This window comes from Euzebyella saccharophila, assembly GCF_014855495.1.
GTDB classification, from domain to species: domain Bacteria; phylum Bacteroidota; class Bacteroidia; order Flavobacteriales; family Flavobacteriaceae; genus Euzebyella; species Euzebyella saccharophila.
Genome location: NZ_JACYFJ010000004.1, coordinates 269,824 through 290,680 on the forward strand (window position 1 = coordinate 269,824; position 20,857 = coordinate 290,680).

Genomic DNA, 20,857 nt, shown 5'->3' on the forward strand with positions numbered 1-20,857 from the left:
CTTTACAAAACTGCTAATTTTTCCCGCAATTATAAAGGTTTCATGAATTTAAAATTGGTATTTTTATTCCTTAAAATTTGATATTATGAGTACAACCATGCAAAAAATCAGCATTGAGAAGGTAGCTAAGTCAAAAATTGACCAAGTAGATTTTGATAATCTTGCTTTTGGAAGCGTCTTTACCGATCATATGCTCGTCTGTGATTATAAGAATGGAGCATGGGAAGCACCCAAAGTAATGCCCTACCAAGCTATTAGCTTGGAACCATCTGCAAAAATTTTCCACTATGGACAATCCATTTTTGAAGGTATGAAGGCATATAAGGATACGGACGATAAAGTTTGGTTGTTTAGACCACTGGACAACCATAAGCGTTTGAATATCTCTGCCAAGCGCATGGCCATACCGGAAGTACCCGAAGAATATTTTATGGAAGGCCTTAAGGCTTTGGTCAATTTAGACAAAGATTGGATTCCACAAAAAGAAGGAAGTTCTTTATATATACGTCCTTTTATATTTGCCTCTGGAAAAGGGTTCCATGCTTCGCCGGCCAATGAATATAAGTTTATTATATGTCTGGCTCCTTCCGGCTCCTATTTTTCCGGCAAGGTAAAAGTATTGATTGAAGAAACTTATTCCCGATCTGCCAACGGAGGTGTTGGCTATGCAAAGGCCGGAGGTAATTATGCCGGACAGTTCTATCCTACCCAATTGGCTGCCGAAAAAGGATACAGCCAAGTAATTTGGACCGATGACAACAATCACGAATTTATTGAGGAAGCGGGTGCCATGAACATTTTTGTAAGAATCAATGATACCTTGATTACCGGCCCCACAAGCGATCGTATTTTGGATGGCATTACCCGAAAAAGTATTTTACAGATTGCAGAGGACGAAGGAATCGCCACGGAGGTTAGAAAAATAACAGTTTCCGAGGTGGTAGAAGCTGCTAAAAATGGAAGTCTTAAAGAAATGTTCGGTGCCGGAACTGCCGCTGTTATCTCCCCTATCTCCACTTTTGGGTTCAGGGACGTGGATTATGATTTACCGGAATTGACCGAAAGCTTTGCTACAAGACTCAAAAAACGGATTACGGATATTCAGTTCAACAGAGCTGAAGACCCTTTTGGTTGGAGAATGGGCATTTAGTCCAATCCAAAAATTGGTTTTAGGAAAAACAAAAGCCCTTTCAAAGTTTTTTGAACGGGCTATTGTATTCCTTCCTGTATAATAGGACTTAATCTTCTAAAATCTTTAGAATATTTGGTTTAAAGTAATTGGGGCCTTTCAACACTTTACAATCTTCCCTGTAAATGGGTTTGCCATCCGCTCCCAATTTGCTCATATTGCTCCGTTGAATTTCATTGAAGACCTCTTCAATTTTATACTGCATACCATGTTCTAAAATAGTGCCACATAAAATATAAAGCATGTCACCCAGGGCATCGGCCACCTCCACCATATCATTATTATTGGCCGCTTCTAGGTATTCCTTATTTTCCTCATCCATAAGATTGTACCTCAATGTGTTCTTTGCTTTGCCCAAATCCGCTTTCATTGTTTGCGAAACACCAAGCCCAAAGGAGGTATGAAACAATTCTACCGCGCTAATTTTACTCTTCATAGGTGACAAATAATTTTATTAGGTAGCAGAAAACCTGCCCTTTTAATGTAATTTTGCCTTAAAAGTAACGAATATGTTCAGCACCGGACAAATCATTTTTGCCGTCCTCTTCGCCATAGTTTTTGCGTTGGTCATCATATCTACCTACAAAAAAGACAAAAAACTCCATGCCAAAAATTATGGAGGTGTTAAATGGATTGCCATTGCTTTTGCCATCTTTATAGGAATTTTGTTCTTTCTCAAGTTTTACCTAAAAAATTAACAGTTAAATTCTGTATTTGCGAAAAATTAGACTTACAACATCTTATCGCAAATTTTCCTTCGTATAACATAACAAAACGAAGAATTATACGTTAGTAGAAAAAGGGGCAAACAAAATGATGACATTTTTTACCATATTATTGATTTTAGTTGGAGCAAATGCCATATTTATGGTCTTCAGTTTAAGTGGTGTTTCTGCAAAGGATAAAAAAGGGAGTAATGATGCGGTAGATTCAAAAACTACTGTCTATCCTTTACAATCCAATTCAAAACTAAAAAAAGCCGTTTAACACCACTATCTTTTGAGTGTTTGCAAAGTACCGGGACTTGGGTCGTGTCTTATAGACTTATCCCATATTATTCAATTATCATTTATTTTTTCGTACTAATCTGTTTGTAAATACAGAGCATTGCTTACTTTGCATTAATGAAACAGTTATTAGTTGTTTTTTTAGGGGGTGGTGCTGGCAGTCTTTTGCGTTATGCCTTTTCCAAAACATTTAATGGTTATTTCTCTCATTTTTTTTTAGGAACATTTTTAGCCAATATTCTAGGATGTCTTCTAATAGGTTTTATTTTAGGAATGTCCGCTAAAGGAAATGTACTTACAGAAAATCAAACGTTACTTCTGGCAACCGGGTTTTGTGGTGGCTTTACCACTTTCTCCTCATTTGCCTTTGAAAAACATTCCCTTCTTACCAACGGAGACATTCTTCAATTTCTACTTTATACCTTATCAAGCATCATTATAGGTATCTGCGCTATAGCTTTGGGTCTTTGGGCCTCCAAATTGTTATAATCATAACAATTCATTAACATTCGCGATTTATTTAACGAAAATTCAATAAACACAGGGTAACTCTACTTATTTTTTAGGGTTTACCCCAGAACAACCTACATTTTTCCTTTTTCTATCGTTTTTCAAAAATCACAACGAATCATATTTCAATAATTTTCACTTGTAAATTATACACCCCCAAATTTTTGGGGGGTATAATTATTATAATTACAAAAATTACAAGACACACCCCCTTTTTTTTATGGTGTTAATGTTTTTAACATATATTTGGCTCGAATTCAATAATCAAATTATGAAACAAATCGAGGCAGTTATCAGGAAATCCAAGTTTGATGAAGTCAAGAAAGCTCTTCATGAAATCGAGGTCAACTTCTTCACTTACTGGGATGTAACAGGAGTTGGAAATGAAAAACAAGGGCATGTCTACAGAGGCATCTCTTATAGTACTAGTGACATACAACGTAGATATTTATCCATTGTGGTGTCCGATGAATTTTTAGAAAGGACCGTAAACAAACTTCTAGAGGTCGCCTACACAGGTAATGTAGGAGATGGTAAGATCTTCGTTTCAGAGGTAATTGATGCTTACCGTATTAGAACAAAAGAATCTGGACAGGCCGGAATCAACTAATTACCAACCCACAAAAACTTTAAGAAATGGACGCAGGATTATTTACAGCAAATAACGTATGGATGATGTTGGCTACCGCATTGGTATTCTTCATGCATACTGGTTTCGCCTTTTTGGAAATTGGCTTGACAAGACAAAAAAATACAATCAATATTCTTTTTAAGAATATTTTCATTATTACCGTTGGACTTTTACTTTACTACGCATGGGGCTTTAATATGATGTACCCTGGTTTTGAAGAAGGTTCTTCTGGAATTTTCGGCTTCGCCGGATTTGGTATCGCAGCTCCAGAAGGGGGTATGACACCTGATTATGCGGACGGAGGTTACACATGGTGGACAGACTTCCTTTTTCAAGGAATGTTCGCCGCCACAGCAGCAACTATTGTATCTGGTGCCGTAGCTGAGCGTATCAAAATTGGTTCCTTCATGATCTTTACCGTTGTTTACGTAGGCCTTGTTTACCCTATAGTAGGCGCTTGGAAATGGGGTGGCGGATTCTTGGATTCTTGGGGATTCTATGATTTTGCCGGTTCTACTTTGGTTCACTCCGTAGGTGGATGGGCCGCATTGGTAGCTATCTTCTTATTAGGGTCTAGAGTTGGAAAATTCGATGAAAACGGAAAACCTAAAGCCATTCCCGGTCATAACATTCCATTGGCTACCGCCGGTGTATTGATCCTTTGGTTAGGTTGGTTTGGATTCAACGGTGGTTCTGTACTTTCTGCAGATCCAGAATTAACTTCCTTGGTATTGGTTACAACTAGTTTAGCTGCCGCAGCTGGTGGTGTAGGTGCATTTATCCTTTCTACCATATTATACAAAAATATGGACCTTACCATGTTCTTGAACGGTATTCTTGGTGGATTGGTAGGTATAACTGCCGGTGCAGACCTAATGTCTCCTAATGAAGCTGTAATTATTGGTTTCGTGGCAGGTTTGATTATTGTATTAGGTGTAGCCTTTATTGACAAGCTTAAATTGGACGATCCTGTAGGTGCCGTAACCGTTCACTTGATTACAGGTATCTGGGGAACGCTGGCCGTGGGTCTTTTTGGAGATAAAGCGGGTGCAGGTCAGTTCATGACCCAACTGTACGGTGTACTTATAGTAGGTGTTTTCTGTATAGTATGTTCTTTCATCATTCTTGGAGCGCTTAAAGCCATCATGGGTCTTAGGGTTTCTAAAGAAGAAGAAGTTGAAGGACTTGACCTTCATGAGCACGGAATGGATGCTTACCCAGATTTCACTAACGACTAACTCATATAATGTAGAACGGAGCGTTCTGCCAAACGCTCCGTTCAAAAATTACTCTCAACAAATAGGACCCTCATGTCAATAGCTGGGTCCAAAAACTCAAAATCTTCCCAAACACAGGGAAAACTAAAATTGAAACATATGAAAGCAATTATCAATACAAAGTTCTTAAAAAATCTTTTCTTGTTCGCAGTTCTTTTTTCTTCTGCAACAGTAGTCATTGCACAGGATGACGAGGAAGAAGGCTCTAAATTTTCCTTTAGCGGGTCTATAGATGCCTATTATAGAGCAAATTTAAATGCTCCAAATGGAGCGGATGCCCAAGCTCCTGGTTCATCTTTTGCGAACCTTCCAGGTTTTGCGTTGGGTATGGCCAACGTTATTGGAGCCTATGAAGGCGAAAAAGTTGGATTTGTGGCCGATTTAGTATTTGGCCCAAGAGGTACAGATGCCATCTTTGCATCTCCCATGTATTCCGCAACCGGGAACATTGTTAACCAATTATACGCGTACTGGAACGTTTCCGATGCTGTAACCCTTACCTTCGGTAACTTCAATACATTTTTAGGATATGAAGTTATTTCCCCTGTAGCTAACTTTAACTACAGTACTTCTTACCTTTTCTCATACGGACCTTTCTCGCATACTGGTTTAAAAGCTGACTTTGCATTATCTGACGACTTTAGCTTAATGTTAGCCGTAATGAACCCAACTGACTTAACGGAGTTCAATCCAACCGGTCAATATGCTTGGGGTGCTCAATTGGGCTATAGCGGTCAATACTTGAACCTTTTGATAGACAACGGTTCTTACGAAGTGGATTTTACGGGTGGTTTTGATTTATCGGAAACTTTCTTCCTAGGATTGAACGCCGCTTATTTTGACGGTGATGAGGAAGACGGTGTAGGTAGTTTTGCAGGTGTGGCAGTTTATCCACAGTTAGCTACTTCAGATAACTTCTCCATTGGCCTTAGAGGTGAATACTTTGCCGAAACTGATTTCTTTGGAGCCGTTGGTGGTACGGATGCAGATGGCGATGCCAGTGTATTTGCTGTAACCTTAACCGGTAGCGCTACTATTGGAGATTTAATGATCAAGCCAGAATTGAGATTGGATAGCGCTTCCGAAGAAGTATTTATAGATTCTGATGGCGTACCTATGGCAGGTTTGACTTCCTTTGTATTGGCTGCCATCTATTCTTTCTAAGCTGAATTATATTGATTGAGTGTTTATAGTTTTAAGTTGTACAAAAATCCCATCCAATTTTCCGGATGGGATTTTTATTTTGATGCGGGTTTAAAGTCCTTGACCCCCACTTCTACCCGTACTGCCAAATCATTTACACTAGGCACAATGGGACAGGAAAATTTTTTGTTATAGGCACAATAAGGATTATAGGCCCGGTTGAAATCGATCATGATCGAATCGGAATTGGGTATTCTTAAATCAATGTACCTTCCACCTGTGTATGTTTCTTCTCCATTGGTAAGGTCTGTAAAAGGCAAAAAGAGATAATCTTCATAACCTTCCTCAAGCATCAGTTCCTCATTTTGATAGACTTCTAATTGCCATTTTTGCCCCTTGAGTTCAAAATGGGCAATACCATAAACCACTTCCTTCGTTTCCCTGTCTGTTGTGGTAGGCATCATAAAGGGCAAAGCATCTGGGGTTCTTACAAATTTCGCCTTCACCACATAATTGGTATCCGCCGGAAAAAAGTCTAAACTTTCAAAGTCCTTTCTATACCTATCCGGCAAAGGAGATTCTTCGGGATTTTTAAATTCCTCATTCAATTCCTCCTGAAACTTCAAAATTTGCTTTAGACCGTTGGCAGCGACCAATTCGGATTTTTGCTCTTGCTCATCGTGGTATTTCTTCTCCGGTTTACAAGAAAAAATGATTAGTATAGAAAACAAAATAACATACTTCATAAATCGGGCTTTTTATTTGAGTTCAAAAATACGACATATAGAATTTCCAAACCGCTGCCTCCCTAGCATGCATACAATCGAAATGTCCTTAAATCTATTATTTAAAGACTCAAACAGAGTTTACCAAGAAGTTACGAAACAAGAGAAAAGAAAATGTGATATACCCCAACCGAAATGAGAATATAGAACTAACTAAAACTAATTCGGAACCACTTCATAACGTGCCTTCTTCAAGTATTTTTCAACTACTTCATTAAATTCCGGGGTTATCCTTAAAATCGCAGTATAATCCAAGGAATACAATTTATTTTGATTTTTATATCCCGTTTTTAACAATTCTTCCAAATAAAAAAGGGCTGCTCCGAAATCATCTAATTTTGAGCTTAGTGATATTACATTCAGGTAAGCTTCCTCATTTTTAGGTTCCAAAATGGTTTGTAGCATGTAAAGAAAATTGAGCCCCTCCCAATCTTTGGTATCCTCATCTGCCAACATTTCCAGATTATCTTCTAATAAGGCCTTTACGTAACCATCCAGTCTATTTCCCATTTGCTGTGTCAATATATCCGGGTTCTTTTTATACTTGGACAATTCTTCCATTTGATACTTCCACCAGCCCAGATTATTGTAATTATAGGTAAGCAGATCTTCTTCCATATAATAAGCATAGTCTTCTTTAGAGAACTGTTCCTTTAAAAAAAGATTATTTTGGGTCCTGTTCTGAGTTTTATACCTGCTTGTTTTTCGTATTACCTTACCACTGTCCTTTATAGAATCCGTTGGTCGAAACGGGCGATAGATTTCCATCATTTCATCTAAATAATGATTTGCCTGTAAAGGCTTGTTCGCACTTAGCAATCTACTTACCCTAGCCAAATCATCCCTATAATTATTCGCCACAAAAAGAGAGTCCATATCCATTTTACCTTTTGCCATAGCCCCTAAATCCAGAATTTTCATTGCCTTGGAAATATAGTCTGATGATGGCCACTCATGAACACCATCAAAAATGAGAAGCTGATTGGGTACTCGCAGTCGGTTTAACGTACTTTCCATGGCCAAAATATCAGGATAATTATAATCCGATGTACCTACAATGCCCACTAAATGGAAAGGGTTTTTACTGGTCAAGACTTCAGTATTTGCAATAGTGGCACCACAGGAAATTACACCATTGACCGGTTGAAGAAAAGTTGGAACGATGGTGGCGAACTTGGCTCCTTTTGAAAAACCACCTGCATAAATCCTATTCTTGTGAACAGGAAAAATAGAAACCACTGTATTTATTAAGCGCCTGGTAATTAAAATATTTTTGGAAAGCGAAAGGGTATCACTTAAATTATTGGATGCCGCCAAAAGAAAGCCCTGTTCTTCTGCAGATTGTTTGAACATACTCAAGGCTTGTTTTCCCTTTCCGTCCATATCAAAAACAAAGACTACGGGCCAAACCTTGTCTGTTTCAAAATTGGTGGGCAAGTAGAGTGAAAATGTTTCTGAAACGGTGTCCCTAACCGCAAGGGAATCTAAAATAGCTCCTTTCTTTAGCACAATTTGTTGGGCACTTCCAAAAAAACCAAAGATGAGGGCCCAAGCGAGTAATAATTTTTTCATATTCTTTTGATTCATCAAAAATCTAGCCAAATTCCGAAGAATAATGTTTCCATTGCCCAGAAATCATTCTCCAATCTTTCCTATTTCCACTCCTTCTGAGTAGGCCACCTTTATATTGTGACTATGAAAGGCGTTTTTAATCGCTTTATGTGCATTGAAGGTCACTTCCCAAAAGTTATCCGGTTTCACATAGGGTCTAACAGTGAGCTGAACATTGTGTGAATCAAAATTTAGAATACCTATTTCAGGTTTTGGTTCATCCAAAATATGTTCAACATCCTTTAATGCCGTACATAAAATGCGTTCTACCTTGGGAAAACTCTCTTCATACGGCATGGTAACCTCCAGCTCAAGACGAATCATACCCTTCTCCGTAAAATTGGTTACCACAGATTCTGTAATCATGGAATTTGGTATAATCAATATTTTGTTCCCTGGGGTAAGTACATCAGTACTGAATATGCCAATTTCCGTCACCCTACCAAACTTATCGTCTACCTGTATCCAATCCCCTACCTTAAAAGGTTTAAGCGTCAAAATAAGGATTCCGGATGCAAAATTCCCCAAACTTCCTTGCAAGGCCATTCCTATGGCAAAGGCCGCTGCTGCCAGAATCGCGAACAACCCTGTTAAATCCGCACCAAGAACGGTAGCAATAATAAAAAGGACCGCTCCTTTGAGTACAGCACCTACCGTAGAGGCCAAAAACGGACGTAAGGTTTCAGAGAAACCGGTTTTCTCCAAACCTTTTTTAAGTAGTTCCACCAGTTTTTGAACCAGTTTAAAACCTACCCAGAATATGATGATCGCCAATAAAATCCTAGGAAGGTAAAAAACAACCTTGTCCGTTGCCAACTGTAGATATTCGTCTATTTTATTCCAATCCATAAACTAAAAATAACAATAAGCAGTTTTTAGGAGATAAGAAAAACCTCATTTTTTTACCCTGTTTTGACTATTGCTTTTTCATGGGCGCATTGGAGACCACATTTGAGAGGATAATATGGGTTCTTGTTTCCCCGTACTGAATGAGTTTATCAATAAACTTTTCTAAATGAAATTGATCTTTTAGCACCACTTCCATCACAATATTTTCATTTCCGGTAATCCGGTAACAGTTGACTACCTCGTTAAATGTCTTTACCAACTCTAAAAAGGGTTTCAATTTTCCCATAAAGGCCCTTAAAGTAATGATGGCCCTTAATTGATGCCCTGTCATTGCATGCGATACTTTGGTACGGTATCCTTCAATAATCCCAAGGTCTTCCATTTTCTTTACACGTTCGGCCACCGCGGGTGGCGTCAACCCAACCCTACGGCCAATATTGGCAAAACTTTCGCGCGCATTATCCTGTAGACACTGAAGGATTTTCCAGTTTAAATCATCGATGTTTGTATTCGAAACCATAAATTAAAATTAATTTATTTTCAAAACCTAATTAACAATTTAGCCATTGAAACTAAAGGCAAATATACCAAACCAGCAGTAATTTTATAGTAATCAATTGCTAGAAAAGAAAATGTCCTACGATAAATTGGGCACGTTGCCCGTATACATAAAGGCACTGGAACTCTGTAAGATAAGCAGGGAAATTGCCTCTTATGTAACTTTTAACAAAGATTTGCTCAAGCTGTATCAATCCAATAGCTTGCGGGATATTATTGCAGATTCCATTCTTACGGATTCCAATCTCATTCATCAAAAAATCGCCCTTGCAGAAACTAAAGGTTGCCACTCGGAAAAGTTAAGAAGTGCAGCTTTCATCAACGTGATGACCAGGAACATTATATCTTACTGCAACGGACTGGAAATGGACGGAGTTAAGGAAAAAGAATACCTTAATTTACTTAGACAAGAAGTTATTTCCTTTAGAAAATCTTTTAGAGCGTGGAGAAAGTCTTTTAGGGACAACAATAATTCCTAACAAAAATGTACACTTGCCCTTAAAGTTGTTGTTTTCAACTTTATTTTCCGAAATTATAATCCGAAAATCCTATTTTTAGTCCTTAAAAGAATTTTTTTGAAAACTACAATTTTAATAAACTGCCCTGATCAATCCGGAATTATCAATGCCGTTACGGGATATATTCATAAGGCGGGAGGAAATGTCATTTATCTAGACCAGCATGTAGATAAGGATGCAAATGTTTTCTTTATGCGATTAGAAAGTGAATTTGATGCCTATAGCTTCTCCCAAGATGATTTCTCAAAAGGCTTCCAAACAGAATTAGCCGACAGGTATGATATGCAGTGGAGTATTCATCAAGCAGTGCCAAAACCAAGAATGGCATTGTTTGTATCAAAGTACAACCACTGTCTTTATGACCTTTTAAGTAGATTTCATTCTGGGGAGCTGGAAGTTGATATTCCCTTTATTATTAGTAACCACTCAGACCTTGCGTATATTGCCGATCAATTTAGCATACCCTACCATCATATCCCTGTTACCAAGGATTCGAAGGAAGAGGCAGAAAATCTACAATTACAACTACTTAAAGAAGAAAAAGTAGATTTTATAGTCTTGGCTAGGTATATGCAAATTGTTAGCCCAAAAATAATTGATGTTTATACCAATAAGATCATCAATATTCATCACTCTTTTCTTCCGGCCTTTGCCGGGGCCAAACCGTATCATGCAGCCTTTAAAAGGGGCGTTAAAATTATTGGCGCCACCAGCCATTATGTAACGGAAGAGCTTGATGCGGGGCCAATCATTGAACAGGATGTGACTGCAGTTTCGCATTCCCACAGTATAAAGGATTTTATTGCCAAAGGGCGGGATTTGGAAAAAATTGTACTCTCAAGAGCCGTAAAATTGCACGTGCAGCGCAAAACCATGGTCTACAACAATAAAACCGTAATCTTTTCATAAAATTCTCTACAGCTATATGATTTTGGGTTTGCACCCGTTTACTTTGTAAATAAAATCTTAATTAAAGTAAACCTAGCACCAAATTCTTTAGCTATGATCAAGAAGATATTAATCTGTTTTGTGGGCATTAGCCTTTTTTCTTGCAATGAACTTCAACAGGTTGTCAATCAATTACCCCAAGGGGAAACACCTTTAGGTACCGCACAAATTGCCCAAGGGCTTAGAGAGGCCTTGGATAAAGGCATAGACAAGCAGGTAAGCAAACTTACCCAAGAAAATGGCTTTTTTAAAAATGAGCTCGTAAAAATTGTGTTGCCCGAAGAACTACAAAAAGTAGACAAAACCCTTCGTGATATAGGTCTGGATAATTTAGCAGATGAAGGTTTAAAGATTTTAAACAGAGCGGCGGAGGATGCCGTAGGAGAAGCCACTCCTATCTTTGTAAATGCGGTAAAGGGGATAACATTCAATGATGCCAAGAGTATTCTACTGGGGTCAGATAATGCGGCTACCCAATATTTGACGTCTGCAACCAAAACAGAATTATACGCCAAGTTCAATCCTGTCATAAAGAAATCATTTGAAAAGGTAGGTGCAGACCAAATTTGGTCCAACCTTATTTCTAGATATAATAGCATTCCCCTAACCAAAAAGGTAAATCCAGATTTAACAGATTATGTCACAAATGAGGCATTAACCGGGGTTTACACAATGATTGCAGTGGAAGAAAAAGAAATAAGAAACAATGTTTCGGCAAGAACATCAGACCTTCTACAAAGGGTCTTTAAACTACAGGATTAGGAATCTTGAAAATTTCTCACAAGTGACTATAATATATTGATATATAAACCGTTAAAATTATATCAATCTAGTTGTTTGATTTATTTCGAGTTTGTAAAATTTTTGAGTTAGTTAGTTTTAAAACCGGTGTTCTCACCGGTTTTTTTGTGTAGAAATTTAACCAAAGGGATATTAATTGAAATCCCCTATGTATGAAATTACAAATTGATTAAACATGCTGGGCTGTTCCACATTTACAACGTGTCCACAATTTTCAATGGTAAGCAGACTTGCGGTTGATTGTCTATGGACCATCTTTTTAACGGAAGGCAAAAACAGGTAATCCTCACCCCCCATTACGTACAAAGTAGGTATTTTAATGTCCGTACCCCTAAACATTCGCAAAAGGGTACTTATCTGTGAACCCATTTTATACCATCTTAAAAACTCCTTTTGATATAGTTTTTTGGCTTCCCTAACAAAAAGCAGTCTCGATTCCTTGTGATTGCTATCCGGCATAATTACGAAAGTAAACATACGATACAACCAAATATAAGGCACCAAGGATTTGAACATGTTACCAAAGACCATCAACAACCTAAACCTCATATCCAATCTTATAATGGCTCCCCCCATGACCATGCTTACGACCCTTTCAGGATGCTTCTCAGCCAAATTTCTAATGAGTACCGTACCTAAAGAGATACCAATAAAATGAGACCGCTCAATCTTTAGATGATCAATCACTTCAATGATATCATCCGTTACATAATCAAAAGTATACTTATCATCAAAAGCATCTTTTAATGCAGGTTTGGATTTACCGTGCCCTCTTAAATCAAGTAAAAGCACATTGAATTGTTTCCTAAATTCCCGTACTTGTTTATACCAAATAGAGGAACTGCCACCTGCACCATGTACAAAGGTGACCCAAACAGAAGAATCTGAATGTAAGTATGTAGTGTAATTAAGCAACAGTGTTCTCGTTGAATTTCCCATTTGGAAACCTTGCAATGTATTAAAAACTTTGAAAACAAGGCGTTTAGCTTATCAATTTTTATGAACAGAGAACATTTAAGGGGGCCAAATTTTACTTTTCCTGTTTTTAGCCTGCATTTTATTGTAGAATTGAGAAAGTAAATCGACTATAAAATTTAAAGAATTATGAGGTTTTCAACAAAACGAACCAATTATTGAACATGTGCACATTAGAAGTGTGTTAAATTTTAGTCAATTAAACTAAATTTTTAATCCAGATGACGATTTGTAAAGTCCAAAGCTAAAATTCCACCGTATATTTGAGAGAATCTGATTGAATTATGGAAAATCAATATTGTAAAGTAGGACAGGTAACTCCCATTGAAGCTAACAGAAACGCTATCAATTTATTGGAGTACCAATATCAAAACTTCATAGAGAAGGCCAGTAATTTGGAATACACCGATGCCAAGCTGATAGAGTTTTTTGAGCAAAAGGCCCAGAAAATTCAAAAGCTATTGGAAAACATGGTAAAATAGCATCAATTGCTATCAAGCAAAACTGCCATCTGGTTTTGTAGTTTTTCCGCTTCTATTTTCGCGGCCTTGGCGAAATTTGCACTATCCGAAGCATAGATAATTCCTCGTGAAGAATTGATGAGTAGCCCCACGTCTTTGGTCAAGCCATAGCGGCAAACCTCTTGCAAACTACCACCTTGTGCACCTACACCCGGGACCAAGAGAAAATTGTCCGGTATTATCTCCCTTATGGCCGTAAGATATTCGGCCTTAGTTGCACCTACTACGTACATTAAGTTTTTGGAATTCTCATACGTCCTAGACGTTTTCAACACTTTCTTATACAATTCCGTACCATCAATGATTTGGGTTTGATAATCAAAAGCCCCTTCATTTGATGTTAGCGCCAAAAGTATGGTATGCTTGCCTTGAAACGCTAAAAAGGGCTCCACGGAATCCTTACCCATATAGGGTGCAATGGTAATACTGTCAAAACTTAGTTCTTCAAAAAAGGCTTTGGCGTATCTGGTAGAGGTATTGCCAATATCACCTCTTTTAGCATCGGCAATAGTGAAAATCTCAGGATAATTTTTGTTCAGATAATCAATGGTTCGCTCCAAAGACTTCCAACCTTTTAACCCATAAGCTTCATAAAATGCAATATTTGGCTTATACGCTACGCAAAGTTGATGGGTAGCATCAATAATCGCCTTGTTAAACTCAAAAATTGGATCTTCTTCCTCCAATAAGTGTGATGGGATTTTTTCTAAATCGGTATCCAAACCAATACAGAGGAAAGACTTCTTTTTTCTAATCTGGTCTACAAGCTGTTGGGTAGTCAAAACCTAATTTTTTTTTGAATTGCTGAAGTAAAAATTGAAATTTAAAAAGTCTCTGAAGCCTCCCTTAGCTTTTCGGTATTTTCTACCAAACTAAGCTCGTCTATAATTTTTTGGATATCTCCGTCAATTATATTCTGCAGGTCATATAAGGTTAAACCAATACGATGATCTGTAACCCTTCCTTGAGGATAGTTATACGTTCTAATTTTTGCAGAACGGTCACCACTACTCACTTGGGAGTTTCTTTTGGCTGCGTCTTCCTCCTGTTTTTTGGCCAATTCAAGGTCATATAAACGGGAACGCAAAACCCTAAACGCCTTCTCCTTGTTCTTATGCTGCGATTTTTGGTCTTGACATTGTGCTACCAACCCTGTAGGGACGTGGGTTAAACGTACTGCTGAATAGGTAGTGTTCACGGACTGACCACCAGGCCCGGATGAACAGAAATAATCGATTCGGACATCCTTTGGGTCTATTTGAACATCAAAATCCTCCGCTTCAGGAAGCACCATTACAGTTGCAGCACTAGTGTGTACCCTGCCTTGGGTTTCCGTTTGTGGAACACGTTGCACACGGTGTACGCCGGCTTCAAATTTTAAGGTACCGTACACATCTTGTCCGGTAACTTCAAACTGAATTTCCTTGTACCCACCACTTGTACCCTCACTCAAATCTATGACGTTGGTTTTCCAACCTTTGGATTCACAATACTTGGTATACATCCTAAAGAGATCTCCTGCAAAAATACTGGCCTCATCACCTCCGGTACCAGCCCTGATCTCTACTACTACATCTTTTGCATCTTCTGGGTCCTTAGGTATCAAAAGGAATTTAATTTCCTCTTCCAATTGTGGAAGTTTGCTTTTGGCCTCCTCCAACTGCATCTTGGCCATTTCCAACATTTCTGCATCACTGCCATCCGAAATAATTTCTTCGGCTTCCTCAATATTGCCGGTAATGGCAACGTATTCATCTCGCTTTGCCACCAGTTCCTTAAGGTCTGCGTATTCCTTGGTCAGTTCTACATAGCGTTTTTGATCCGCAATAATATCAGGCTGAATTATAAGGTCTGATACCTCATCAAAACGCTGCTTTACAATATTTAATTTATCTATCATATGCTTGCCACAGTTGGACTGCGAATTTACGATAAATTTGCGCAAATTTAATCAGCATATTTACGAACCAAGATTATTTAAAAATTTGAGAAAAACTAATCAGTGGATCCAGGAGAGATAACCGAATGGATAGATATTAGGGAGTCTTTTCCAAAAGAATACCGCTACTTTGGTAAACCTTGTTCTCACTATCGATCAAAACCACTTCAATACCACCAAGCTGACTAATTAGCTCCAAGCCTTCATCCTTGCCTAAAATATAGATAGCAGTGGCCAAGGCATCACACATTTCCGCAGTTTTAGCAAAAACAGTTACGCTGTTTACCCCAGAAGTTGGATAACCGGACCTAGGGTCAATTATGTGGCTGTATTTAACACCTTCATGAAAAAAATGTTTCTCATAATTTCCGGAGGTAGCTACGGAAGATTCCACCACCGGTAGCCAAGAAAAAATTCTTTCGGCACTTAATGGGTTGGCTATTCCTATCAACCATTTTTCTCCGTTAGCCTTGGTACCCCAAGTAGTAAGGTCTCCCGCAGCATTTATAATACCGCCCACCACCTGCTTGGACACCAACAACTCCTTGGCCTTATCTGCGGCATAGCCTTTACCAATTGCACCAAAGGAGATTTTCATTCCCTTTTTAGCCAGATATACGGTCTGTTGCTTTGCATCTAAAACTATATGCCGGTAGCCTACTTTTGAAATGGAACTCTTCACTACGTCTGCAGAAGGCATTTCTTTCATGGTACCATCAAACTTCCAAATGTTGTCCAAAGAAGCATAGGTAATATCAAAAGCACCATCTGTTAATTGTGATACCTGCACAGCTCTTTCTATTAAGGAAAATAATTCCTGACTAACTTTTACGGGTTTTATACCTGCATTTTGATTGATAAAAGAAGTTTCGGAATCAGGATTCCATGAAGAAATAAGCGCCTCGATCCTTTCAATTTCCGCAGCGGCCTCATCAATATTGATTAACCCAACATCTTCACTTGAAGCCACTACCGTAATATCAAACCTACTTCCCATAAGCTCCATGGCCTTATGAACAGTAACCATTTTATTGCTTTGAGCCCCTAGGAATAAGGTTAGGAAAAGTAATATGAATGATAAGCGAGCTTTCATTATTGCAATTTCTTAATATCGGAAATATATTCTTGAGGTGATACATTTTTGTACCCCAGATTCCCAAGGGAATTACCCTCATTATCTATAAGTACTACCAGCGGGAAAAAACCTCGGGGATTAAATCTCTCTGCCAGTTCCTCATTCTTTTGTTCAATTTCCCTGGTAAGTTTATTCGCTTTCTTCCTAGGAAAATCAGCCTTATATAAAACCAAATTCTCCTTGGAGTAGCCTATAAATTCCTTAGATTGCCATATTTGACGGTCGAGTTTAATACAGGGTGCACACCAATCCGACCCAGCAAAAACTAACATTAAGGGTACACTTTTTTGGGTAGCCAATTCAGAGCTTTTTTCAAAAGTAGTTTGCCATTCTTGCGAAAAAACAAGAGCGGAAACCAAAAAAGTGAATATGGTGAAAATGTGCTTCATGATTTATCTATAGTCAAAATCATGCCAAATTATTCAAAGACGCGAAGAGTGCTTCCGTCCAATTCTGTTTTAAAAATCTTCAAAGGTCTGGGAGTGCTACTATCAACTTGGTTTATAGGAGAACCATCTTGCTCAAATTGGGAACCATGAACATCACAGTAAAAAATACCGCCATTTTGAGAAACAAAGCGCACCTCATTATAACCTTGATGGCTACATACTTGACTTGCGGCTACATATTCTCCTTCCAAATTGCGAGCCACTACTACATCATCTTTAAGGATATAACCTCCGTTCTCGGCCAAGGCTGCATTTTCAGAAGCTTGTAAATCCAATGAAAAGTCCACCCCTACCGGAACCTCCAAATTACCTTCCTCTTGTTGAGCCTCCCCACCATCATCACTTGAACATCCTTGAACGCAAGGAAAAATGACCGCAAATGCCGCAGCAGAACCAATACTCCTAAGAAACTGTTTTCTTTCCATAACAAAACAATACTTTATATAAAGAAAACGGGAATATGGCGGTAATCGTATGCTCTAATATACAAACTGGCCATAAGGACTGGAGATAGTCAATTGCTTTTTGTCCCCAGCTTCTACCCTACCTACCACTTGGGCATCTACACCAAAACTATTTGAAATACCGATTAATTTTTCAGCATTTTCAGGACTGGTATAAATTTCAAGACGGTGACCACAATTAAAAACTTGGTACATCTCTTTCCAATCTGTTTTGGATTGCTCCTGAATCATTTTAAATAAAGGAGGAACTTCAAAAAGATTATCCTTTACAACATGAAGACCTTCTCCCAAGAAATGAAGAATTTTTGTCTGTGCTCCTCCGCTACAGTGTACCATTCCGTGAATTTCCTTAGCCGTAAATTGTTGAAGTATTTTTTTTACGATAGGCGCATACGTACGGGTAGGTGAAAGTACGAGCTTACCCGCATCCAATTCCACACCGTCAACTGCATCCGTTAGTTTTACACCACCTGAATACACCAATTCTTCAGGAACGGAAGCATCATAACTTTCCGGGTATTTTTTGGCCAAATATTTGGAGAAAACATCGTGTCTTGCAGAAGTGAGTCCGTTACTACCCATACCACCATTGTATTCCGTTTCATAATCTGCCCTACCAAAAGACGCCAATCCAACAATAACATCTCCTTTTTGGATATTGGCATTATCAATCACATCACTGCGCTTCATCCTGGCGGTAACGGTAGAATCTACAATAATGGTCCGCACCAAATCCCCAACATCAGCGGTTTCCCCACCTGTTGAATGTATGATTATTCCATGATTTTTTAAATCACTTATCAATTCTTCGGTCCCATTAATAATGGCAGAAATAACCTCCCCAGGAATCAAGTTTTTATTTCGCCCTATAGTAGATGAAAGCATAATATTATCCGTAGCACCCACACAGATCAAATCATCAATGTTCATGACCAAGGCATCTTGCGCTATACCTTTCCAGACAGATACATCACCAGTCTCTTTCCAGTACATATAGGCAAGAGAAGATTTAGTTCCAGCACCATCAGCATGCATAACCAAACAATAGTCCTCATCGTTCGTTAGATAGTCGGGCACTATTTTGCAAAAAGCTTTTGGAAAAAGGCCTTTGTCAATATTTTTTATGGCGTTATGCACATCTTCTTTGGAAGCCGAGACACCTCTCTGGCTATATCTTTCACTTGCGGACGAACTCATTTTCAACGATTGGTTTGTGGCAAAAATAAGGTATTCACGTCATAAACCTTAAATAACCTTTAAAGTTTAGTACCATACCTAATTTTTCTTAATAAACTGAATTCTTATTTAATAAAAAGGAGCTCCCGATATTTTGTTAAAGGCCACAATTGATCATCTACCAATTGTTCCAAGTTATCACAATGCCCACGTATTTCTAAAAAATACGGTAAGACATTATCACAGTAAGTGGATGCTTTTTTATGGGTATCCGCTTGTTTATCGGCACGGGCAATAGCAGCTTTCATTGCATCGGTCTTTTTCTTTAGCTCGGCCAAATTCTCACCAATATTTTCAATGATGCTAGCGGTAGTATCTGAAAGTCCTTTATGCGCGGCACCGTAAATTTCCTTTAATCCTATAACATTTTTGATCAATCTACTTTGGTATTCCACTGCAGCGGGAATTACCTGGTTATAGACCATATCTATTAGCACCCTGCCTTCAATTTGCACATGCATTATATAAGCCTCCAGTTCTACTTCCTGTCTTGCTTTTATTTCGGTTTCACTCAAAACACCAGTGGCCTGAAACAGATTAAGGCTCTCCGCAGATGTAAGCACTTTTAAAGCATCCGGTGTATTTTTATTATTGCTAAGCTTTCTTCTTTTAGCCTCCTTTTCCCAATCCACACTATAGCCATCACCATCAAAACGAATACGTTTGGATGTTTTAATATATTCCCTAAGAACATTGAAAACGGCCTCATCCTTTTTTAGACTTTTCTTGTCGATAAGAGCATCTACCTCCTTTTTAAAATCGCGGAGTTGTTTGGCAACAATGGTATTCAAAATAGTCATAGGCTTGGCACAATTGGTCTTAGAACCTACACCACGCATCTCAAATTTATTTCCGGTAAACGCAAAGGGAGATGTTCTATTACGATCCGTATTGTCCAGTAAAATCTCTGGAATTTTCCCTACTACGTTCAATTTAAGTTCCGTTTTTTCCTCTGGGGACAATTTACCTTTGGTAACCCCTTCCAGTTCATCAAGAACATTGCCTAGCTGTGAACCGATAAAAATGGAAATAATGGCCGGTGGGGCCTCGTTGGTCCCTAAGCGATGGTCATTACTTGCCGAAGCTATTGAAGACCTTAACAATTCCTCATAATTATCAACCGCCTTTATGGTGTTAACAAAAAAGGTCAAGAATTGTAGGTTCTTCATTGGGGTGGACCCAGGGCTCAGCAAATTAACACCGGTATCCGTAGTCAAGGACCAATTGTTGTGCTTTCCGGAACCATTAATTCCTTCAAAAGGCTTTTCATGAAACAACACCTTAAAATTATGCTTGGCGGCCACCTTGTCCATCACGTCCATCAATAAAAGGTTATGGTCTACGGCAAGATTAGCTTCTTCAAAAACTGGTGCGAGCTCAAACTGATTGGGAGCCACCTCATTATGCCTAGTTTTTACGGGGATACCCAACACCAAGCACTCCCGCTCCAATTCTTTCATAAAAGCAATGGCCCTATTAGGTATGACCCCAAAATAATGATCATCTAACTGCTGGCCTTTGGCCGCAGCATTACCAATTAAGGTACGACCGGTTAAACTAATATCGGTTCTTGAATTGGCCAGGGCCCTGTCTATCAAAAAATATTCTTGCTCCCATCCCAAGGTGGCGCTCACTTTCACTACATTTTTGTCAAAATACTTTGCAACTCCAGTAGCCGCCTCATCAATAGCATTCAATGCCCTTAGCAGCGGAGTCTTATTATCCAAGGCCTCACCTGTATATGAAACAAAAACAGTAGGAATACAGAGTGTTGTACCGTAAACAAAAGCTGGGCTGGTAGGATCCCACGCCGTATACCCCCTCGCTTCAAACGTATTTCTAATACCGCCACTGGGAAAACTGGAGGCATCCGGTTCTTGTTGTACCAATTGCGCCCCGCCGAATTTCTCCAAGGCCCTACCACCATCCAACAGATCAAAAAAGGCATCATGCTTTTCCGCAGTAGCACCCGTTAAAGGTTGAAACCAATGGGTGTAGTGGGTTGCACCCATGGTTATGGCCCATCCTTTCATAGCTTCGGCAACTTGATCAGCTATTTTTCTATTGATTTTTGAACCTGATAAAATAGCGTTTCTCACGCTATCCAAAGCATCTTTGGTAAGATACTGTAGCATGCGCTCATCATTAAAGACATTGGATGCAAATATCTCTGACCGTCTACCTGCATCTTCCACAGGTAGAGGGGTTCTTTTCTGACTTTCCAAAATAGCATCAAATCGCAATCTAGACATAAGGACTTATTTAAACAGTGCGCAAAATTACCAATTAAGGATTTAATAATAAAAAGGAT

General features: G+C 38.7%; 23 protein-coding genes. 10 read left to right on the forward strand and 13 right to left on the reverse strand.

Annotation, left to right across the window (positions count from 1 at the left end):
• The first annotated feature begins 85 nt into the window (after positions 1 to 85).
• Positions 86 to 1,150, forward strand: coding sequence for a branched-chain amino acid aminotransferase (locus IL355_RS13725; RefSeq protein WP_192462681.1), 1,065 nt, complete (start codon positions 86 to 88; stop codon positions 1,148 to 1,150).
• A gap of 88 nt (positions 1,151 to 1,238) precedes the next feature.
• Here IL355_RS13725 and IL355_RS13730 read toward each other — a convergent pair whose 3' ends face one another.
• The gene (locus tag IL355_RS13730) at positions 1,239 to 1,625 is read right to left on the reverse strand and encodes a pyrophosphohydrolase domain-containing protein (RefSeq protein ID WP_192462682.1); all 387 of its coding nucleotides are present in this window, start codon (positions 1,623 to 1,625) and stop codon (positions 1,239 to 1,241) included.
• A gap of 377 nt (positions 1,626 to 2,002) precedes the next feature.
• Between IL355_RS13730 and IL355_RS13735 the strand changes: the two genes are divergently transcribed.
• The 5 genes from IL355_RS13735 to IL355_RS13755 all read left to right on the forward strand — a co-directional run bounded on the left by IL355_RS13735 (position 2,003) and on the right by IL355_RS13755 (position 5,778).
• The gene (locus IL355_RS13735) at positions 2,003 to 2,176 is read left to right on the forward strand and encodes a hypothetical protein (RefSeq protein ID WP_192462683.1); all 174 of its coding nucleotides are present in this window, start codon (positions 2,003 to 2,005) and stop codon (positions 2,174 to 2,176) included.
• 137 nt (positions 2,177 to 2,313) lie between these two features.
• Positions 2,314 to 2,685 carry a fluoride efflux transporter CrcB gene (gene crcB / locus IL355_RS13740; protein ID WP_192462684.1) on the forward strand — a complete coding sequence of 124 codons (372 nt, stop codon included), beginning with the start codon at positions 2,314 to 2,316 and terminating at the stop codon, positions 2,683 to 2,685.
• Positions 2,686 to 2,977: 292 nt separating this feature from the next.
• Complete coding sequence (locus tag IL355_RS13745; RefSeq protein ID WP_187457168.1) at positions 2,978 to 3,316, forward strand: P-II family nitrogen regulator; 339 nt, start codon at positions 2,978 to 2,980, stop codon at positions 3,314 to 3,316.
• Positions 3,317 to 3,342: 26 nt separating this feature from the next.
• On the forward strand, positions 3,343 to 4,575 hold the full coding sequence (locus tag IL355_RS13750) for an ammonium transporter (RefSeq protein WP_192462685.1): 1,233 nt from the start codon (positions 3,343 to 3,345) through the stop codon (positions 4,573 to 4,575).
• 138 nt (positions 4,576 to 4,713) lie between these two features.
• Positions 4,714 to 5,778, forward strand: coding sequence for a porin (locus tag IL355_RS13755; protein ID WP_192462686.1), 1,065 nt, complete (start codon positions 4,714 to 4,716; stop codon positions 5,776 to 5,778).
• Positions 5,779 to 5,852: 74 nt separating this feature from the next.
• On the opposite strand, the gene IL355_RS13760 is transcribed toward IL355_RS13755, so the two are convergent.
• The 4 genes from IL355_RS13760 to IL355_RS13775 form a co-directional block, all read right to left on the reverse strand.
• Positions 5,853 to 6,503 (reverse strand): DUF1684 domain-containing protein, encoded by a 651-nt coding sequence (locus IL355_RS13760; protein ID WP_192462687.1) that lies wholly within the window; start codon positions 6,501 to 6,503, stop codon positions 5,853 to 5,855.
• A gap of 198 nt (positions 6,504 to 6,701) precedes the next feature.
• A complete protein-coding gene (locus IL355_RS13765) occupies positions 6,702 to 8,114 on the reverse strand; it encodes an alpha/beta hydrolase (protein WP_192462688.1) in 1,413 nt (470 codons plus the stop codon).
• A 63-nt stretch (positions 8,115 to 8,177) separates the two neighbouring features.
• Positions 8,178 to 9,002, reverse strand: a complete 825-nt coding sequence (locus tag IL355_RS13770) for a mechanosensitive ion channel family protein (protein ID WP_192462689.1) — start codon at positions 9,000 to 9,002, stop codon at positions 8,178 to 8,180.
• A gap of 67 nt (positions 9,003 to 9,069) precedes the next feature.
• On the reverse strand, positions 9,070 to 9,522 hold the full coding sequence (locus IL355_RS13775) for an Lrp/AsnC family transcriptional regulator (RefSeq protein WP_192462690.1): 453 nt from the start codon (positions 9,520 to 9,522) through the stop codon (positions 9,070 to 9,072).
• Positions 9,523 to 9,634: 112 nt separating this feature from the next.
• Here IL355_RS13775 and IL355_RS13780 point away from each other — a divergent pair, with 112 nt between their 5' ends.
• From IL355_RS13780 to IL355_RS13790, 3 genes are all read left to right on the forward strand, one after another.
• Complete coding sequence (locus tag IL355_RS13780; RefSeq protein ID WP_192462691.1) at positions 9,635 to 10,039, forward strand: hypothetical protein; 405 nt, start codon at positions 9,635 to 9,637, stop codon at positions 10,037 to 10,039.
• Positions 10,040 to 10,135: 96 nt separating this feature from the next.
• Positions 10,136 to 10,987 carry a formyltetrahydrofolate deformylase gene (gene purU, locus IL355_RS13785; protein WP_192462692.1) on the forward strand — a complete coding sequence of 284 codons (852 nt, stop codon included), beginning with the start codon at positions 10,136 to 10,138 and terminating at the stop codon, positions 10,985 to 10,987.
• A 93-nt stretch (positions 10,988 to 11,080) separates the two neighbouring features.
• Positions 11,081 to 11,788, forward strand: a complete 708-nt coding sequence (locus tag IL355_RS13790; protein ID WP_192462693.1) for a DUF4197 domain-containing protein — start codon at positions 11,081 to 11,083, stop codon at positions 11,786 to 11,788.
• A 171-nt stretch (positions 11,789 to 11,959) separates the two neighbouring features.
• Here the strand turns inward: IL355_RS13790 and IL355_RS13795 are convergent, their stop codons facing one another.
• Entirely contained in the window at positions 11,960 to 12,742 is a 783-nt protein-coding gene (locus tag IL355_RS13795; protein WP_192462822.1) for an alpha/beta fold hydrolase, read from the reverse strand.
• Between the two features lie 344 nt (positions 12,743 to 13,086).
• Here IL355_RS13795 and IL355_RS13800 point away from each other — a divergent pair, with 344 nt between their 5' ends.
• Positions 13,087 to 13,284, forward strand: coding sequence for a hypothetical protein (locus IL355_RS13800; RefSeq protein ID WP_192462694.1), 198 nt, complete (start codon positions 13,087 to 13,089; stop codon positions 13,282 to 13,284).
• Between the two features lie 2 nt (positions 13,285 to 13,286).
• Here IL355_RS13800 and pyrF read toward each other — a convergent pair whose 3' ends face one another.
• From pyrF to IL355_RS13835, 7 genes are all read right to left on the reverse strand, one after another.
• The gene (pyrF, locus tag IL355_RS13805; RefSeq protein ID WP_192462695.1) at positions 13,287 to 14,105 is read right to left on the reverse strand and encodes an orotidine-5'-phosphate decarboxylase; all 819 of its coding nucleotides are present in this window, start codon (positions 14,103 to 14,105) and stop codon (positions 13,287 to 13,289) included.
• Between the two features lie 41 nt (positions 14,106 to 14,146).
• Entirely contained in the window at positions 14,147 to 15,223 is a 1,077-nt protein-coding gene (gene prfA / locus IL355_RS13810; protein WP_192462696.1) for a peptide chain release factor 1, read from the reverse strand.
• A gap of 136 nt (positions 15,224 to 15,359) precedes the next feature.
• Entirely contained in the window at positions 15,360 to 16,289 is a 930-nt protein-coding gene (locus IL355_RS13815; RefSeq protein ID WP_225621246.1) for an FAD:protein FMN transferase, read from the reverse strand.
• Between the two features lie 65 nt (positions 16,290 to 16,354).
• Positions 16,355 to 16,786 (reverse strand): thioredoxin family protein, encoded by a 432-nt coding sequence (locus IL355_RS13820; protein ID WP_192462698.1) that lies wholly within the window; start codon positions 16,784 to 16,786, stop codon positions 16,355 to 16,357.
• A 29-nt stretch (positions 16,787 to 16,815) separates the two neighbouring features.
• Positions 16,816 to 17,271 carry a QcrA and Rieske domain-containing protein gene (locus tag IL355_RS13825; RefSeq protein WP_192462699.1) on the reverse strand — a complete coding sequence of 152 codons (456 nt, stop codon included), beginning with the start codon at positions 17,269 to 17,271 and terminating at the stop codon, positions 16,816 to 16,818.
• A 54-nt stretch (positions 17,272 to 17,325) separates the two neighbouring features.
• Entirely contained in the window at positions 17,326 to 18,507 is a 1,182-nt protein-coding gene (locus IL355_RS13830) for an AIR synthase related protein (protein ID WP_192462700.1), read from the reverse strand.
• A gap of 104 nt (positions 18,508 to 18,611) precedes the next feature.
• Positions 18,612 to 20,798 carry a glutamine synthetase III family protein gene (locus IL355_RS13835; protein ID WP_192462701.1) on the reverse strand — a complete coding sequence of 729 codons (2,187 nt, stop codon included), beginning with the start codon at positions 20,796 to 20,798 and terminating at the stop codon, positions 18,612 to 18,614.
• Positions 20,799 to 20,857: the final 59 nt, after the last annotated feature.

Excerpts from the sequence above, each read along its gene's own strand:
- IL355_RS13760 (WP_192462687.1), bottom strand. The coding sequence starts at position 6,503 with ATGAAGTATGTTATTTTGTTTTCTATACTAATCATTTTTTCTTGTAAA.
- IL355_RS13835 (WP_192462701.1), bottom strand. The coding sequence starts at position 20,798 with ATGTCTAGATTGCGATTTGATGCTATTTTGGAAAGTCAGAAAAGAACC.
- IL355_RS13730 (WP_192462682.1), bottom strand. The coding sequence starts at position 1,625 with ATGAAGAGTAAAATTAGCGCGGTAGAATTGTTTCATACCTCCTTTGGG.
- IL355_RS13775 (WP_192462690.1), bottom strand. The coding sequence starts at position 9,522 with ATGGTTTCGAATACAAACATCGATGATTTAAACTGGAAAATCCTTCAG.
- IL355_RS13750 (WP_192462685.1), top strand. The coding sequence starts at position 3,343 with ATGGACGCAGGATTATTTACAGCAAATAACGTATGGATGATGTTGGCT.
- IL355_RS13790 (WP_192462693.1), top strand. The coding sequence starts at position 11,081 with ATGATCAAGAAGATATTAATCTGTTTTGTGGGCATTAGCCTTTTTTCT.
- IL355_RS13815 (WP_225621246.1), bottom strand. The coding sequence starts at position 16,289 with ATGGTTACTGTTCATAAGGCCATGGAGCTTATGGGAAGTAGGTTTGAT.
- IL355_RS13830 (WP_192462700.1), bottom strand. The coding sequence starts at position 18,507 with ATGAGTTCGTCCGCAAGTGAAAGATATAGCCAGAGAGGTGTCTCGGCT.
- IL355_RS13735 (WP_192462683.1), top strand. The coding sequence starts at position 2,003 with ATGATGACATTTTTTACCATATTATTGATTTTAGTTGGAGCAAATGCC.
- IL355_RS13765 (WP_192462688.1), bottom strand. The coding sequence starts at position 8,114 with ATGAAAAAATTATTACTCGCTTGGGCCCTCATCTTTGGTTTTTTTGGA.
- IL355_RS13755 (WP_192462686.1), top strand. The coding sequence starts at position 4,714 with ATGAAAGCAATTATCAATACAAAGTTCTTAAAAAATCTTTTCTTGTTC.
- IL355_RS13780 (WP_192462691.1), top strand. The coding sequence starts at position 9,635 with ATGTCCTACGATAAATTGGGCACGTTGCCCGTATACATAAAGGCACTG.
- IL355_RS13745 (WP_187457168.1), top strand. The coding sequence starts at position 2,978 with ATGAAACAAATCGAGGCAGTTATCAGGAAATCCAAGTTTGATGAAGTC.
- prfA (WP_192462696.1), bottom strand. The coding sequence starts at position 15,223 with ATGATAGATAAATTAAATATTGTAAAGCAGCGTTTTGATGAGGTATCA.
- IL355_RS13725 (WP_192462681.1), top strand. The coding sequence starts at position 86 with ATGAGTACAACCATGCAAAAAATCAGCATTGAGAAGGTAGCTAAGTCA.
- IL355_RS13820 (WP_192462698.1), bottom strand. The coding sequence starts at position 16,786 with ATGAAGCACATTTTCACCATATTCACTTTTTTGGTTTCCGCTCTTGTT.
- IL355_RS13825 (WP_192462699.1), bottom strand. The coding sequence starts at position 17,271 with ATGGAAAGAAAACAGTTTCTTAGGAGTATTGGTTCTGCTGCGGCATTT.
- IL355_RS13770 (WP_192462689.1), bottom strand. The coding sequence starts at position 9,002 with ATGGATTGGAATAAAATAGACGAATATCTACAGTTGGCAACGGACAAG.
- crcB (WP_192462684.1), top strand. The coding sequence starts at position 2,314 with ATGAAACAGTTATTAGTTGTTTTTTTAGGGGGTGGTGCTGGCAGTCTT.
- IL355_RS13800 (WP_192462694.1), top strand. The coding sequence starts at position 13,087 with ATGGAAAATCAATATTGTAAAGTAGGACAGGTAACTCCCATTGAAGCT.